The organism is Puniceibacterium antarcticum (assembly GCF_002760615.1).
Taxonomy (GTDB): Bacteria; Pseudomonadota; Alphaproteobacteria; order Rhodobacterales; family Rhodobacteraceae; genus Puniceibacterium; species Puniceibacterium antarcticum.
In genome coordinates this window covers 21,472-37,288 of the sequence record NZ_AWWI01000021.1, presented here as the reverse complement: position 1 = coordinate 37,288, position 15,817 = coordinate 21,472, and the positions used below count along the sequence as shown (strand labels likewise).

Annotated in this window: 16 protein-coding genes; 8 read left to right on the top strand and 8 right to left on the bottom strand. The window is 59.6% G+C overall.

From position 1 onward, the window contains the following. Positions 1–39 precede the first annotated feature (39 nt). The 4 genes from trxA to P775_RS02050 all read left to right on the top strand — a co-directional run bounded on the left by trxA (position 40) and on the right by P775_RS02050 (position 3,426). Positions 40–360 (top strand): thioredoxin, encoded by a 321-nt coding sequence (gene trxA, locus P775_RS02065; RefSeq protein ID WP_099909402.1) that lies wholly within the window; start codon positions 40–42, stop codon positions 358–360. A gap of 284 nt (positions 361–644) precedes the next feature. After that, the gene (hslV, locus tag P775_RS02060; protein WP_099909401.1) at positions 645–1,202 is read left to right on the top strand and encodes an ATP-dependent protease subunit HslV; all 558 of its coding nucleotides are present in this window, start codon (positions 645–647) and stop codon (positions 1,200–1,202) included. Between the two features lie 78 nt (positions 1,203–1,280). Next, complete coding sequence (gene hslU / locus P775_RS02055) at positions 1,281–2,582, top strand: ATP-dependent protease ATPase subunit HslU (protein WP_099909400.1); 1,302 nt, start codon at positions 1,281–1,283, stop codon at positions 2,580–2,582. 166 nt (positions 2,583–2,748) lie between these two features. Continuing rightward, positions 2,749–3,426: a D-lyxose/D-mannose family sugar isomerase gene (locus tag P775_RS02050; protein WP_099909399.1), complete on the top strand. Its 678-nt coding sequence runs from the start codon at positions 2,749–2,751 to the stop codon at positions 3,424–3,426. A gap of 73 nt (positions 3,427–3,499) precedes the next feature. Here P775_RS02050 and P775_RS02045 read toward each other — a convergent pair whose 3' ends face one another. The 5 genes from P775_RS02045 to pip form a co-directional block, all read right to left on the bottom strand. Further along, positions 3,500–5,053: an ABC transporter substrate-binding protein gene (locus tag P775_RS02045; protein WP_099909398.1), complete on the bottom strand. Its 1,554-nt coding sequence runs from the start codon at positions 5,051–5,053 to the stop codon at positions 3,500–3,502. A gap of 50 nt (positions 5,054–5,103) precedes the next feature. Beyond that, positions 5,104–6,750: an ABC transporter ATP-binding protein gene (locus tag P775_RS02040; RefSeq protein ID WP_099909397.1), complete on the bottom strand. Its 1,647-nt coding sequence runs from the start codon at positions 6,748–6,750 to the stop codon at positions 5,104–5,106. Continuing rightward, positions 6,747–7,952, bottom strand: coding sequence for an ABC transporter permease (locus P775_RS02035; RefSeq protein WP_099909396.1), 1,206 nt, complete (start codon positions 7,950–7,952; stop codon positions 6,747–6,749). The genes P775_RS02040 and P775_RS02035 overlap by 4 nt, the downstream gene beginning before the upstream one ends. Next, complete coding sequence (locus tag P775_RS02030) at positions 7,949–8,947, bottom strand: ABC transporter permease (protein ID WP_099909395.1); 999 nt, start codon at positions 8,945–8,947, stop codon at positions 7,949–7,951. Before P775_RS02030 ends, P775_RS02035 begins: the two co-directional genes overlap by 4 nt. A 109-nt stretch (positions 8,948–9,056) precedes the next feature. Beyond that, entirely contained in the window at positions 9,057–10,034 is a 978-nt protein-coding gene (pip, locus tag P775_RS02025) for a prolyl aminopeptidase (protein ID WP_099909394.1), read from the bottom strand. Positions 10,035–10,096: 62 nt separating this feature from the next. On the opposite strand from pip, the gene ubiG reads away from it, so the two are divergent. Continuing rightward, complete coding sequence (ubiG, locus tag P775_RS02020) at positions 10,097–10,837, top strand: bifunctional 2-polyprenyl-6-hydroxyphenol methylase/3-demethylubiquinol 3-O-methyltransferase UbiG (RefSeq protein WP_099909393.1); 741 nt, start codon at positions 10,097–10,099, stop codon at positions 10,835–10,837. A gap of 107 nt (positions 10,838–10,944) precedes the next feature. Here the strand turns inward: ubiG and P775_RS02015 are convergent, their stop codons facing one another. The 3 genes from P775_RS02015 to P775_RS02005 form a co-directional block, all read right to left on the bottom strand. Continuing rightward, the gene (locus P775_RS02015; RefSeq protein WP_099909392.1) at positions 10,945–11,424 is read right to left on the bottom strand and encodes a MarR family winged helix-turn-helix transcriptional regulator; all 480 of its coding nucleotides are present in this window, start codon (positions 11,422–11,424) and stop codon (positions 10,945–10,947) included. Between the two features lie 76 nt (positions 11,425–11,500). Beyond that, entirely contained in the window at positions 11,501–11,758 is a 258-nt protein-coding gene (grxC, locus tag P775_RS02010) for a glutaredoxin 3 (RefSeq protein WP_099909391.1), read from the bottom strand. Positions 11,759–11,788: 30 nt separating this feature from the next. Next, a complete protein-coding gene (locus tag P775_RS02005) occupies positions 11,789–12,484 on the bottom strand; it encodes a ComF family protein (RefSeq protein ID WP_099909488.1) in 696 nt (231 codons plus the stop codon). Positions 12,485–12,531: 47 nt separating this feature from the next. On the opposite strand from P775_RS02005, the gene P775_RS02000 reads away from it, so the two are divergent. The 3 genes from P775_RS02000 to P775_RS01990 all read left to right on the top strand — a co-directional run bounded on the left by P775_RS02000 (position 12,532) and on the right by P775_RS01990 (position 15,655). Continuing rightward, complete coding sequence (locus P775_RS02000; protein WP_099909390.1) at positions 12,532–13,353, top strand: methyltransferase domain-containing protein; 822 nt, start codon at positions 12,532–12,534, stop codon at positions 13,351–13,353. 56 nt (positions 13,354–13,409) lie between these two features. Beyond that, on the top strand, positions 13,410–14,471 hold the full coding sequence (gene hemH / locus P775_RS01995; protein WP_099909389.1) for a ferrochelatase: 1,062 nt from the start codon (positions 13,410–13,412) through the stop codon (positions 14,469–14,471). Positions 14,472–14,761: 290 nt separating this feature from the next. Next, a complete protein-coding gene (locus P775_RS01990) occupies positions 14,762–15,655 on the top strand; it encodes a helix-turn-helix domain-containing GNAT family N-acetyltransferase (RefSeq protein ID WP_099909388.1) in 894 nt (297 codons plus the stop codon). The last annotated feature ends 162 nt before the right edge of the window (positions 15,656–15,817 follow it).

Sequence of the window (15,817 nt, the reverse complement as noted above, 5' to 3'; positions counted from 1 at the left end):
GACACACGTCACACCCCCCTATGGTTAGGAGACACTCACATGGCCACTGTTGCCGTAACCGACGCCACCTTTGATGAATTGGTAAAAGGCTCAGACGTTCCTGTCGTGGTCGATTTCTGGGCTGAATGGTGCGGCCCGTGCAAACAGATCGGCCCGGCGCTGGAAGATCTGGCCACCGAGTATGGCGACAAGATCATGATCGCCAAAGTCGATGTCGATTCCAATCCGAACACCGCCGCTGCGATGGGCGTACGCGGGATCCCCGCGCTGTTCATCTTCAAAGACGGTCAGGTGATTTCGAACCGGGCTGGCGCGGCCCCCAAGGCCGCGCTGAAAAGCTGGATCGACGAGTCCATCTGATCCACTCAGATCCCGGCTCACCTCGAAAACGGCTCCGCTTTGCGGGGCCGTTTTTTGTTGGAGCCCCTCTTCTGACGGCGCCGCAAAGAGATCCGGCTGACAGAAGGAGGCGACACTTCGCGCAACTCAGGGTGTTTAAAGTGACGCCAAAAGCGTAAAGAAGTTTATATTTTACATATAGTTCTGAATCCCCACCTCGAGACCTCTCCCAGAGCAGCGCGACACATCCGCTTGCACCGGGAAAGCCACACCCCCATATGCGACAGGACACGAAAGGACGTAGAATGGCAGAGAATGATTTCCCCGGATGGCACGGCACCACCATCATCGGTGTGCGCAAAGGCGGACGCGTAGTGGTGGCCGGAGACGGCCAGGTGAGCCTTGGCCAGACAGTGATCAAAGGCACCGCGCGCAAGGTGCGTCGGCTGTCCCCGGGCGGCTATGACGTGGTCTGCGGCTTTGCCGGATCTACGGCAGATGCCTTTACCCTGCTGGAGCGGCTTGAAGCAAAACTCGAAGCGACCCCGGGCCAGCTGCAGCGCGCCAGCGTCGAACTGGCCAAAGACTGGCGCACCGACAAATACCTGCAAAAACTTGAGGCGATGCTGATCGTCACCGACGGCACCGACCTTCTGGTGATCACCGGCGCAGGCGATGTGCTGGAGCCCGAACATGACGTGACCGCCATCGGATCGGGCGGCAACTACGCCCTGGCCGCCGCCCGCGCCCTGATGGACAGCGACATGGACGCCGAAGCGATCGCGCGCCGCGCTATGTCCATCGCCTCGGATATCTGCGTCTACACCAATGGCAACCTGACAGTGGAAAGCATCAGCGGTTGAAAAGTTTCACCGAAACTTTTGTCGAAATTTCTTTAAAAGAAATTTGAACCGAACCGCCTGTCGCGAAAGGACTCCCTCATGACAGACCTAACCCCGCGCGAAATCGTCTCGGAACTCGACCGGTTCATCATCGGTCAGTCCGACGCAAAGCGTGCCGTCGCCGTCGCCCTGCGCAGCCGCTGGCGGCGCAAACATCTCTCGGATGATCTGCGCGACGAAGTCTATCCGAAGAACATCCTGATGATCGGACCCACCGGCGTCGGCAAAACCGAAATTTCCCGCCGCCTGGCCAAGCTTGCCCGTGCGCCGTTCATCAAGGTCGAGGCAACAAAGTTCACCGAAGTTGGCTATGTCGGCCGTGACGTGGAACAGATCATCCGCGATCTGGTCGATGCCTCGATCGCCCTGACCCGCGAGAGCATGCGCGAGGGCGTCAAGGCCGCTGCCCATCAGGCGGCAGAGGATCGCGTGATCGCGGCGATCGCCGGTGAGGATGCCCGCAGCGGCACGCGCGACATGTTCCGCAAGAAGCTCAAGGCCGGCGAGCTGGACGACACGATGATCGATCTGGACGTTGCCGAAAACTCGAACCCGTTTCCACAGGTGGACATCCCCGGCCAGCCCGGCGGAAACATGATGAATCTGGGCGATATCTTTGGCAAGGCTTTTGGCCAGCGCACTACTCGCAAGCGCCTGAGCGTCGCGCAAAGCTATGAGATGCTGATTTCGGAAGAGGCGGACAAGCTGCTGGACGACGAGGCGGTCAAGACCGCCGCGCTGGAAGCGGTCGAGCAGAACGGCATCGTCTTTCTGGACGAGATTGACAAGGTCTGCGCCCGCTCTGATGCCCGTGGCGCCGATGTCAGCCGCGAAGGCGTTCAGCGCGACCTGTTGCCCCTGATTGAAGGCACCACCGTGTCGACCAAGCATGGGCCGGTGAAAACCGATCATATCCTGTTCATTGCCTCCGGCGCCTTTCACATCGCCAAGCCATCGGACCTCTTGCCCGAACTGCAGGGTCGGCTGCCGATCCGCGTCAATCTGCGCCCACTGACCGAGGGTGACTTTGTCCGCATCCTGACGGAAACGGACAATGCCCTGACGCGCCAGTATACCGCCCTCATGGCGACCGAAGAGGTGAGCGTGTCCTTTACAGAGGATGGCATTGCCGCACTGGCCCGGATCGCGGCAGAGGTGAATACCGCTGTCGAGAACATCGGGGCCCGTCGGCTCTACACCGTCATGGAGCGGGTGTTCGAAGAACTGTCCTTCAACGCGCCCGACAAGGCCGGCGAACAGGTCACCGTCGATGCAGCCTTTGTCGAGAAACACCTCGGCGATCTCAGCCGCTCCACCGATCTCAGCCGGTACGTACTCTGAACCGGATCAAGGCGAGGGGTGCTGCCCCTCGCGCTTCCCGGCGTATTTGAAATGAGAAGACGGGCGGGGCCCTTCCCATCCTCTTGTCTTAAAAATGCGCACAGCGACGCTGGCCGCAAAGCCCGTGCGCGGATAGAATTGCGCAAACAGCAGCCTGAGGCCCCCGATGAAACGGTCCCGTATCAATGAAATCCTGCGCGAGGGCGATGCCTTCATCCGCTCGCACGGGGTCATCCTGCCGCCCTTTGCCTATTGGGCGCCCGACGCCCTGCGCGCGGCGGATCACAGCCAGATCAAGGCGCGGCGCATGGGCTGGGATATCACCGACTATGGCGCCGAAAAGTTCGACGAGATGGGGCTTTTCCTTTTCACCACCCGCAACGGACGACTGAGTGATCTGAGCCAAGGGCGCGGCATGCTCTATGCCGAAAAGATCATGATTTCGCGCGATCAGCAGCTCAGTCCGATGCACCGCCATGACCTAAAGGCCGAGGACATCATCAACCGTGGCGGCGGAAGACTGGTGATGGAGTTGTTCGCGTCAAACCCCGATGGCGGCATCGACCGCGACGCAGACGTGACGGTCATGGTGGATGGTATCGCGCGCAGCGTGCAGGCCGGCGGGTTGCTGAAGCTGGATCCGGGTGAATCGGTGACGCTTATGCCCGGGGACTGGCATGCGTTCTGGGGCGAAGGTGGCGATGTGCTGATTGTCGAGGTTTCGACGGTGAATGACGATCTGCTCGACAATATCTTCGAGATGGCGATTGGCCGTTTCTCGAATATCGAGGAAGACGAAGACCCCGTGCATCTGCTGGTCAACGATTACGACCGGCTGCTGTGACGCTGCAAGGCGCTGTTGCTGAAACAAAAAGCCCCACCAGATGGCGGGGCTTTTGCGTTTAGGAAGAGGGGCTTCAGGCCATATGCCAGCGTTCGGCCACGCGGGCATTGTCCATCTGCCACAGGTTGCCCACCGTGTCCGGCGTCGCGATCTTATTGTTGATCGCATCAACATAGTTGGCGAACATCGGGACCAGAACACCGCCCTCGTCGCGCAGGATCATCTGCATTTCGTGGTACATGTCGCGCCGTTTGGCACTGTCAAGTTCGGCCCGTGCGGTCAGCAGCAGGTCCTGGAACCGCGCGCTGTCGTCGCTGCCCCATTGGCTGTCGTTCCACGGCACCCCTTCCTTGTAGGCCGAGGAGAACATCCAGTCCTCTGTCGCGCGACCTGACCAGTAAGAGGCGCAGAACGGCTTTTTAAGCCAGACGTTCGACCAGTAGCCGTCCGCCGGTTCTTGCACGAGGTTGATGTTGATGCCAGCGCCTTTGGACGAGGCCTGGAACAGCTGCGCTGCATCCACTGCCCCTTCGAACGCCGCGTTGGACGCCGAGAGATCAATGTTGATCGAATCGAGACCGGCCTCTTTCAAGTGGAACTTCGCCTTGTCAGGATCAAAGGCCAGCTGCTCCATATCGCCGGCAAAATACTGGTTTGCGGGGCCGATGGGGGTGTCATTGCCGACCCGGCCATGACCCTGGAGGATCTTGTCCACCATCTCTTGCCGGTTGATGCCGTATTTCAGCGCCTTGCGGACGTTCACATCGTTGAACGGTGCCACATTCGTCAGCATCGGAAAGGTGTAGTGCTGGTTACCCGTCACTTCCTGAATGCGGATCATCGGATTGGCCTTGAGCAGGGCTTCGGTCTTGAAATCGATGCGGTTGATCGCATCGACCTGACCGGTCATCAGTGCGTTCATCCGGGCGGTGTTGTCGTTGATCGCGATATATTCGATCTCGTCAAACCAGCCGCTGGCCCCGTCCTTGTAATGACTGTCCACCCGGGTGGCGACCATGCGCACGCCCGGCTCGAAGCTCTGGACCTTGTAAAGGCCGGTGCCGATCCCGATGGCGATGGCCTCTTCGATCTGGCCTGCCGGATACATCAGCAGGTGATAATCGGACATGAGGTAGGGGAAGTCGGCATTGCCGTCCCTGAGCGTGAACTGCACCTGCAGATCTGTGATCTTCTTCATCTCGGTGATCGACGCAACAATCGGCTGTGCTGCCGATTTCGACCCTTCGGCCACGTGCAGCTGCAGCGATTCGATGACGTCATCGGCGCCAAAAGCCTTGCCATTGTGGAAGGTCACGCCCTGACGCAGATTGAAGGTCCAGGTCTTGGCATCTGGTGTCGCTTCCCAATCGGTGGCCAGCTCGCCCACAAGCGAGCCGTCAGCGGCAACCTCGGTCAGGGAATCAAAAACAGCGCCCTGTGAGCTGCAGATCATAAAGATATCCGATTGCGTGCGACCATCCCAGCTGTCGGAAGTGTTGGCGCCGTTGAGGCCGACCTTGAGACGTCCGCCGCGCTTGGCCTGGGCAAAAACAGGCAGGCCTGTCGCCGCGAGCACGCCCGCCGCTGCGCCGGATTTCAGCAATCCGCGTCTGCTAATTCCAATCATTGATCGTCTCCCTGAGTAGTATCGTGGCACCCGGTGTTCTGGGCGTCACCTTATTTCATTTTTTTCACGGCTGCATCGCCGATATTTTCGACGCCACGTTCGGCCAGCAGGTTGGACAGCCAGTCCGGATCCATCTCGGGAACCGAGCTGAGCAGCAGATCGGTATAGGGATGATGCGGCGGGCTGAACATTTCGGTCTTGGACCCCTGTTCGACCACCTTGCCATCCTTCATCACGACCACCTCGTCCGCGATGGATCGCACCGTGGCCAGATCGTGCGTGATGAACATGTAACTCAGATGAAGCTCGTCCTGAAGCCGCGCCAGAAGCTTGAGAATCCCCTCGGCCACAAGCTGATCGAGGGCTGATGTCACTTCATCGCAGATGATGAATCTGGGTTCTGCCGCAAGCGCGCGGGCGATGCCGATGCGCTGTTTCTGTCCGCCGGAAAGTTCAGATGGCAGACGGTCGAAATACTGATCGGCTGGCAATTCGATCTCATCCAGTAGTTCCTCGACCCGGCGGCGTTTGTCGCGCCCCTTGAGGCCCATATAGAATTCGACCGGTCGACCGATGATTTCGCCAATGGTCTTCTGCGGATTCAACGCCGTGTCCGCCATCTGATAGATCATCTGCGCCTGACGCAACTGATCCTTGGTGCGCTTGCGGTAATCCAGCGGCAGGGCAATGCCGTCGAATTCGATCACACCTTCGCGCGGGGGCAGAAGCCCGGTGATGCAGCGCGCTACAGTGGATTTGCCCGATCCGGATTCACCGACCACGGCAACTGTCCGCCCCTCGTGAATGTCAAAGCTGACTTCGTGCAGCACGTCGACCTTTGCATAGCCTGCAGAGATGGCTTGCACCGATACCACCGGGGTCGCCGAAGTGTGTACTGCCGGTTTCGCGGGCCGCTTGAAATGGCGCACGGCCCAGAGGCTTCGGGTGTATTCCTCCTTGGGGTGGCTCAGCATGGCGCGGGTGTCGTTGGTTTCAACCTCATCGCCCTTCAGCAGCACCTTGATACGGTCCGCCATCTGCGCGACGACCGCCAGATCATGCGTGATGTAGATCGCCGACGTGCCGAACTGGTCGACAATGTCCCGGATACTGGCCAGCACCTCGATCTGGGTGGTCACATCCAGCGCGGTTGTGGGTTCGTCAAAGATGATCAGATCAGGTCGGCAGGACATTGCCATCGCTGTCATAGCGCGCTGGAGCTGACCGCCGGACACCTGATGCGGATAGCGAAAACCGATCTGCTCGGGGTCAGGCAGGCGCAGCTTTGCATAAAGTTCGATCGCGTCCTGTTCGCTTTGCGCCCGGGACATGACGCTGTGCTGCACGGGGCCTTCGGTGTGCTGATCGATGATCCTGTGCGCCGGGTTGAACGAGGCCGCAGCCGATTGCGCCACATAGGCAATCCGCTTGCCCAGCAAGGAGCGTTTTTTGGCGGCACTGGCCTTGAGCAGGTCGATCCCGTCAAAATACACAGACCCCTTTGAAATACGCACGCCATCGCGGCAGAATCCCATGGCCGCCAGACCCATGGTCGATTTGCCGGCCCCGGATTCGCCGATCAGGCCCAGTACCTCGCCCTTGTCCAGATGCAGGTCGATGCCGTTGATGATCGGAGTCCACGTCTCGTCCGAGCGACCCTCTATCCAGACATTTTTCATGGTCAGCAGACGGCTCATTCCTTCAATCCCGACGATCTTTGCAGCATCCAGTCCACGACAAAGTTCACAGCGACGGTCAGCAAGGCAATCGCCCCTGCGGCGAGCAGCGGTGCAGAGGCGACGCGGGGGGCAAAGGCGGCGAAATTAATGAACTGTGCCAGATCCCGCACCATCGTGCCCCAGTCCGCCAGAGGCGGCTGGATGCCCACCCCAAGAAAGGAAAGCGAGGCGATTGTCAGGAAGACAAAGCAGAAGCGCAGGCCGAATTCAGCCAACAGAGGGGAGAGGGCATTTGGCAGGATCTCTTGGAAGATCAGATAGAACAGCCCCTCTCCGCGCAGCTTGGCCGCTTCGATATAATCCATCACCACGATGTTCGCGCCGACCGCCCGTGCCAGACGGAACACCCGGGTCGAATCGATCACCGCGATGATGATCACCATGTAGGCTGTCAGCATTCCGCCCTGCGAGCCGGCCCAGGCGCTGGCGATGGTCATCAGCAGCAAGGCAAAGATCAGCGAGGGGATCGCCATCAGCACGTCGATCGCGCGGCTGAGCACCTGATCAAGCCAGCCGCCCAGAGTCGCCGCAAGAAAGCCGAGCGTGCCGCCCAGAACAAAGGCAAGACAGGTCGTCACAAAGGCGATCCCCACGGTGTTCTGCGCGCCATAGATCAGACGGCTGAGGATATCGCGGCCGATCTGGTCGGTGCCCAGTGGAAAGGCGGGATTACCGCCCATAGCGGGGTCACCCCCGGGGGCAATGTTGGCGGCCGCGCCCTGAATGATCTGTTCCTGCCCGTAGGGGGCCAAGAGCCCGGCAAAAATTGCCAGAACGGCGTAGATCAGGATCGTCATCAGGCCAAAACTTGCGGTCAGCGGCATCTGCCGAAACAGTTTTTTCGTGGCTTGCGTCCCAACGATGCGCCCCAGCAGACGGAACAGCCAGGCCGCTATGGAAAACAGAATGAAACCATCTATTGCCATGCGGAAGAAGAAGTATTTGTTGACCTCGGGTGCGGGCAACGTCCGGGACAGGTAATAGGACCAGACCACCCAGACCAGAACCACAAGACCCAGAGCATAGCCAAAGGCGACCCCCATCGACATGTCGCGAAAGAACGGCTTGCCCTCGGTGATTTTCTCACCTGCAAACCGGAAGACCCAGCCCGCCACAAAACAGGCCACGAAGACGATCAGGAAAATTACCCAAATATTCATTTCGGGTGCCTCAGGCGGGGGTTCGAGAGAATCGACATGATGTCCGCCGTCAGGTTGAGAAGGATATAGGCTGCGGCAAAGATCAGACAGCAGGCCTGAACAACAGGGATATCCCGAATCTTGACCGAATCGACGAAGAGCTGCCCTATGCCCGGATAGACGAACACCACCTCGACCACGACAACGCCGGTGATCAGATAGGCGAGGTTCAGCGCGATCACGTTAATGATCGGCGCCAGAGCGTTTGGCAGGGCGTGGCGCACGATGACCCGCATCGGGCTGGTGCCCTTGAGCCGTGCCATTTCGATATAGGGGCTGGCCAGCAGATTGATAATCGCCGCTCGCGTCATGCGCATCATATGCGCCGTCACCACAAGCGTCAGGGTCAGCGCTGGCAGTAGCGTTTTCTCCAGCCGCTCGCCAAAGCCCATCCCCTGATAGATGTTCGACAGGCTTGGCAGCCAGGGATTCAGGACGGCCAGGAACAGAATCAGGATATAGGCCAGAAAGAATTCCGGGCTGCTGATCGAGGATAGGGTGAAAATGTTGGTGAACTTGTCAAAGACCGAACTGCGGTAGAGCGCGGCAAGAATGCCCAGCAGAACCGAAAACGGCACGGCGATCAGCGCTGTAACCCCGGCAAGAAACATGGTGTTCCAGAAGCGTGGCGCGATCTGCGCGGCAACCGACGCCTTGTTGCCGCCGCTGTCTGATCCGACGAAGCTGGCAAAGTTCGCCTGAGCGAAGGAATTGCCCAGATCCCCCTGAATTGCGCCGGCCAGCCAGTGGAAATACCGCAGGACGGGTGGCTGATCGAGCCCGAGATCACGCCGGATCGAGGCAACGGCCTCTGGCGTGGCACCCTGACCCAATATGGCCTGGGCAAAGTCGCCCGGCAGCATGTTCACAGCGGTGAAGATCAGGATTGAAACAACGAAGAGCGTCACAACCCCAAGGCCCAGCCGCTGCACTATGATTTTCAGAACGATGGACAAGGATGCGCCAGTTCAGCTTTTTATGGGAGTGGCAATGTTAACGAATGGAGCGCAGTCGTGTAAACACATCTTTCACATTTCAACCTTACCGCGAAATGTTTGACCACAATCAGCTTTTTATCTGCGCGATCTGATCCATCACCCGCACAAGCTCTGCACTGATCCCGGGTTCGGACAGGGCGTGACCGGCATTGCGGATCATCCGCAGGTCGGCATTCGGCCAGAGCTTTGCCAGATTCCAGGCCCGCGCCGGAGGGCAGATCATGTCATAGCGCCCCTGCACGATGACCCCGGGGATCTGCGCGATCCGCTCGATGTTGTTCAGGATCCAGCCGTCACTGTCCAGAAATCCGCTATGGGTGAAATAGTGATTCTCAAGCCGTGCAAAGGCCCGGGCATACTCTCCCGGCGCCTCGCCGCCCTGACCGCTGGAATAGACGCTGGCCAGCGCATTTTCCCAGCCTGACCAGGCGCGGGCGTATTTTGTTTCCGTCTGCAAGTCGCCGGAAAACAGCCGCTTGTGATAGGCGCCGATCATGTCGTGACGCTCATCCTCGGGGATGAGATCGGCAAACCGCGCCCAGGGTTCTGGCCAAAACAGCCCCGCGCCGCCGCCATAGAACCAGTCGAGCTCGGCTTGCGTCATCAAAAAGACCCCCCGCAACACCAGCTGGCGCACGTGGTCCGGGTGGCTGAGCGCGTAGATCAGCGCAAGAGTCGCCCCCCAGCTTCCGCCAAAGACGATGAATTTCTCCACACCCAGCGCTGCGCGAATCTTTTCAATATCGCCGACCAGATGCCAGGTGGTGTTGTCCGTGACGCTGGCGTGCGGGCGTGAGCGGCCACAGCCGCGCTGATCGAATAGCACGATGCGATAGAGCGCAGGATCAAAATACCGCCGCATCGACGGGCTGCACCCGCCGCCGGGACCGCCATGCAGCACGATCACGGGAATACCATCCGGCTTGCCGCATTGTTCCATATAGACGGTATGCCCCTCACCCACATCCATCATGCGCTGGTCAAACGGATCAATCGGGGGATAGAGGTACTGCACTGCGCGTTTTTGGCCCAAGTCTTTATCCATGAGAGATATATATTGGACCCAACGCCCAAAAGGCCACCGGAAAAGGATGGGAAAATTCAGAGATGAGCACGAACACCGTAGATCCGTCAGAAATTGCCAAATTTACCGCCATGGCTGCCGAATGGTGGGACCCGAACGGAAAATTCAAACCGCTGCACATGCTGAACCCCTGTCGGCTGGATTATATCACCCGCCAGATCGCCGCAGAATATGACCGCGACCTGTCCGCGGCCCTGCCTTTTGCGGGTCTGCACATCCTCGACATCGGCTGCGGTGGTGGCCTGCTGTGCGAACCCATGGCCCGTCTTGGTGCCACCGTGGTTGGCGTCGATGCGGCAGAACGCAACATTCCGGTCGCACAGGCCCATGCCGCCCAGTCCGGCCTGACAATCGACTACCTCTTCACCACCGCCGAAGATCTGGCCTCAACGGGCGCGCGCTTTGACGTGGTATTGAATATGGAGGTGGTCGAACATGTGGCCGATCCACTGGGATACCTCACCGCCTGTCAGGAGCTGCTGAAACCCGGCGGGCTGCACATCTGCTCCACTCTCAACCGGAACGCCAAGAGCTTTGCCATGGCCATCGTCGGGGCCGAACACGTCATGCGCTGGCTGCCCAAAGGCACACATAAGTGGTCGAAGTTCATCACGCCGGACGAGCTTTTTGATCTGCTGACGCGTGCCGGGCTCGAACCCGTTGATCGCAAGGGGTTCCAGTTCAGCCCCATCACCTGGAGCTGGAAGATCTCGCCCCGGGATCTGAGCGTGAACTACGTCACAGCCGCGCTCAAGCCGACCTGATCCGAGGCTCTGCATTGACGCCGCCACTGCGCGTGTTTGAAAAGAGAAAAGGCCCGAAACAGCGCCCGGGTTTCATCTGCCAAAAAATATCCCGGGGGAGTCTCCCGTCAGGGGGACGGGGGCAGCGCCCCCGGCGACGGTCCAGATGTTAAGTCGTTTTCCAGCTTTGTGCGCAATTCCCGCAGCACCGGCAGGGCGGCGCGGACCTTTGCCTCACCCAGTTCTGACACCATTTCATTGATCAGCGGTGTGATGGCATCCAGCGCCGCGTCCCGCGCCTGCGTTCCTGCCGGGCTGATCGACACCATCTTGCGCCTGGCATCATCCCAGTCAGGGCGGATATGCACATAGCCGGAATTTTCCAGCTTGGACAATGTGTTGGTCATGGCGCCACGGGTCACGTGAAAACTGCGGGCCAGTTGCGCGGGGCTGCGTTCCGCCCCGCTGCGCGCCAGATGGTTTAGAACGGAAAAGTGCGAAATCTCCATCTTGTTCGGCAGCACCCGCGTGAGCCTGTTGCGCACCAACTGATCCGCCGTCAGAAGCTCGCTGAACAGCGATATGGCCAAGGCATTGTTTTCACTCATGCAGCAGCCAAAGAGATTCGGGCGCGCCCAAAGGCCGCAATGGCGCGCCCGGCTGTCTGCAGATGCAGCGACGTCATCAGGCGTTCAGAAGTGGATCGAGCTTGCCGGCACGATCCAGCTCATAAAGTTCGTCACAGCCGCCCACATGGGTGTCCCCAACAAAGATCTGGGGGACTGTGCGTGCGCCGCCTGCCCTCTGGATCATCTCAGGCTTGCGATCGGGGTTGGCCAAGACATCCACCTCGGAAAAGGTGACACCCTTCTGGGTGAGCAGGCGTTTGGCTGCGTGGCAAAAGCCGCAAAGCGGCGACGTGTAGATTTCTACAGTTTGCATTGGGTATCCTTTCTTCCCTTTGTCGGGGATTTAGGCATCCTTTGCAACGCGTGCCAGCACCGTGACGCAAACCTCTCTTGCCCCGGCGGCAAGGCAGACCTCACTCGCGGCGGCCAAAGTCGCCCCCGAGGTCATCACGTCATCCACCAGAAGCACGCGCCGGCCCGCCAGCTGCTGTGCCCGTTTGGGATGCACGGACAGGGCATCCGCTAGGGTGGCAAAGCGCTCTTCGCGGGACTTCCCGTCAAGCGAGGGGGTGTAGGTCGTGCGGATTAGCGCATCGGGGCAGCAGGACAGACTGGTTTGTCGCGCCATCGCCAGACCCAGAAGGGCGGACTGGTTGAACCGACGTTGCAGCAGACGGTAAAAATGCAGTGGAATCGGCACGATTAGCGTGTCCGGTTTCAGGATCGGCTGTGCTGCCCGCACCATCCAGAGCGCGGCAGACGGCACAATATCCTGCCTGTCGCCATGTTTGAGCGCCAGAACCAGTTTGCGACCCGCATCGCGATAAACCAGCGCCGCACGCCCGTGCGACCAAGGCCGCGCAGTTGTCAGGCAGTCGTCGCAATGCTCTATCCCGTCAGAACTTCCCGGCAGCGGCACGCCACACAGATCGCAAGCCAGCCCGGCGATAAACGGCGTGTCCCGCCAGCAGGTGCCACACAGGCCAAAATCGCTTTCGACCAAACCGCCACAGACAAGGCAGCGTGGCGGATAAATCATCTGAACCGCTGTTTGCAACCGCTCGCGCAGCATCCTATTTACCTGCCATGAATAATCAAAAGCCCCTGACTGATCGCACTGCCTTAAAGCGGCACCGTGAACGCGCCCTGAGAGATCCGGCGCTGTTCCTCCACACCGCTGTTCAGGAGGATGTTCAGGATCGGCTCGCAATGATTAACAAAACATTTACCGCTCCCGCGATTGTGACTGCATTCCCGCACGTTTGGCGCGAGTCGTGGCCTGATGCCCGATATGTGGGCGATGACGACGTGCTCGACCTCAGAGAGGGGGCGCACGATCTCGTCATTCACTGCCTCGGCCTGCACTGGGCAAATGATCCTGTCGGGCAGCTGATTCAATGTCGCAGGGCGCTGCGTCCGGACGGGCTGAGCCTGACGCTGGCCTTTGGCGGGCAGACGCTGAACGAATTACGCAGCGTGCTAGGTCAGGCCGAGATCGACATCACCGGCGGTCTGTCCCCGCGCGTGGCGCCAATGGGTGAGATACGCGATCTGGGGGCCTTACTGCAACGCGCCGGACTGGCCCTGCCAGTGGCCGATTCGATGCCCCTGACGGTCAGTTACGGCTCGGCCTTGACGCTGATGCGTGACCTGCGCGCCATGGGCGAAACCAATGCCCTGACCGACCGTCTGCGCAAACCGACGCGGCGGGCGGTCCTGCTGCGGGCCGCAGAGCTCTACGCCGATACCTATGGTGACGCGGATGGACGTATCCCCGCGACGTTTGAGATCATTGCGCTGACGGGATGGGCGCCCGATGCTGGACAGCAACAACCCCTGCGACCGGGATCAGCTGCGGCGAGGCTGGCCGACGCGCTCGGAACGCGGGAAAAGCGGTTGAGCGATTGACCTTCGGGGCAGAGGTTATACTTACGCAAGATAAACAAGAAGATCAGGAAAAGAGCATGCTGGACACCACCAACTCCGCAGTCAGGCCCGCACATGCGCCGATGGATCACCCCAAGGTGACCTCAGGCAAGGTCGGCATACTGGTGGCGAATCTCGGCACGCCCGACAATTACGACTATTGGTCAATGCGCCGCTACCTGAACGAATTCCTGTCGGACCGCCGGGTCATCGACTATTCGCCGTGGCTCTGGCAACCGCTGCTGCAGCTGGTGATCCTGACCAAACGACCCTTCAGTTCGGGCAAGAACTACAAGTCGATCTGGAACGAAGAGGCGGGGGAAAGCCCGCTGATGACCATCACCAAGAATCAGACGGCGGCGCTGGCAGAGAGCATGAAGGCGCGGTACGGCGATCAGGTCATGGTCGACTACTGCATGCGCTACGGCAATCCGTCGACCAAATCAAAGGTCCGCGCCATGGTCGAGGCCGGATGCCACAAGATCCTGTTCTTTCCGCTTTATCCCCATTACGCCGGCGCTACCTCGGCCACCGCAAACGACGCATTCTTTCGCGCGCTGATGGAGGAGCAATGGCAGCCCACGGCGCGCACCGTAGATCCGTATTTTGAACATCCGCTTTATATCGAGGCGCTGGCCCAGTCGATCGAGACGGCCTATGCCAAGCTCGACAAGAAACCGGATATCCTGTGCTGTTCTTATCACGGCGTGCCCAAGCGGTACCTGATGGAGGGTGATCCCTACCATTGCCAGTGCCAGAAAACGACGCGCCTGCTGCGCGAACGGCTGGGCTGGGACGAGACGCAGATCAAGACAACCTTCCAGTCCAAATTTGGCCCCGAGGAATGGTTGCAGCCCTATACCGTCGAAGAGGTGGCGCGGCTGGCAGAAGACGGCAAAAAGAACATTGCCGTCTGCGCGCCTGCCTTTTCAGCAGACTGTATCGAGACGCTGGAAGAGATCAACGAAGAGATCAAGGAAAGCTTTGAGCATGCAGGCGGTGAGCATTTCACCTATATTCCCTGTCTCAATGATGATCCGGCGCACATCCACGCACTGTCCAAGGTGATCGAAGAAAACCTTGGCGGTTGGCTGGACTGATTCCGCCCTAAGTGATCAGAGCCTCTAAGATTGTGACCAAGGAGGGCCAATGACCTTTCCCGCCGTTGCTTTGCCTTGAAGCACGGATGCGCGTGCCGCGATCTGAGCAAAATCTTTTCCGATCTGGACAGGGAAAGGGCACTGCGGTGCGTCTGTTTTATTGGTCTGGAACGGGTTGCCGTCAGCCTATGATAACAATCATCGCTTTCAGGTCCGGTGAGATGCAAATGGGTATTGCGTCGGCATCTTTTATACCTGACTTAGGTCAGGTATAAATTCCAAGGTGCTGCATGACAACAGATTACATCTCTCGTATCCGACGCTTCCATAGAGCGGTCACCTCGGAAGTCGGCTTGCTGGACAGTTCATTTCTCGGGCGCGGGCGCCCGTTGGGTCCTGCCCGCGTGCTGAATGCGATCGGGGGCGGGCGCACGGAGGTCAGTGAAATCCGCAGCTACCTCAGCCTTGATTCCGGACTGCTGAGCCGGCTGCTTCGGGGGCTTGAGGGCGAAGGGCTGATCGAGGTGGAAGATGGGGAAACGGACGGCCGTCGGCGCAGCATCCGTCTTACCTTGGCCGGAGCGCAGGAATATGCCGCCTACGAAGCTCTGTCCGATGCGCAGGCCGCAGAAATACTGGGCAAACATGCGATGCCGGAAAAACTCCTCGCCGCAATGGATCTCATCGCTACGGCTTTGGGGAAAGAGCGTATCCATCTTGAAGAGGCAGATCCCCGCAGCACGGCCGCGCAGGCCTGCATGTCGGCCTATTACACGGAACTTTCTTCCCGTTTTGAACGAGGTTTTGATGTGGCCCTTTCCTGTGACCCCGATGCGAGCGATATGGAGCGCCCGCGCGGCACGTTCCTGATCGCGCTCTCGGACGGGTTGCCGGTGGGCTGTGTTGGCCTGAAAGGGACGACCAAGGGCTACGGCGAGGTCAAACGGCTATGGGTGTCGCAGGAGGCACGGGGCCTGGGCCTGTCGCGGCGGCTGATGACAGAGCTGGAGCGGATCGCCCAGGATGTCGGCATAGAGTTATTGCGCCTGGATTCGAACAGCGCCCTGGGCGAAGCAGTGGCGCTTTACCGCAAAACCGGCTGGACAGAGATCGAACGCTTTAACGACGATCCATATCCGGACCTGTTCTTCGAAAAGCGCCTGGCGCGCTCTTGGAGCGGCTAAAACGAGAACAGGCCTCACAGTTTGAGTGGCCTGTTTGCCGTCTGCCATCCGGCAAATTTACAATCGGTTGCAGATAGCCTGGCAGCGCCGCCGTACCTTTTCGGCAGCTCATGACAGGAGGTCACCTGATATGAGGCACACCCGACGATTGCCCCGGCAAAA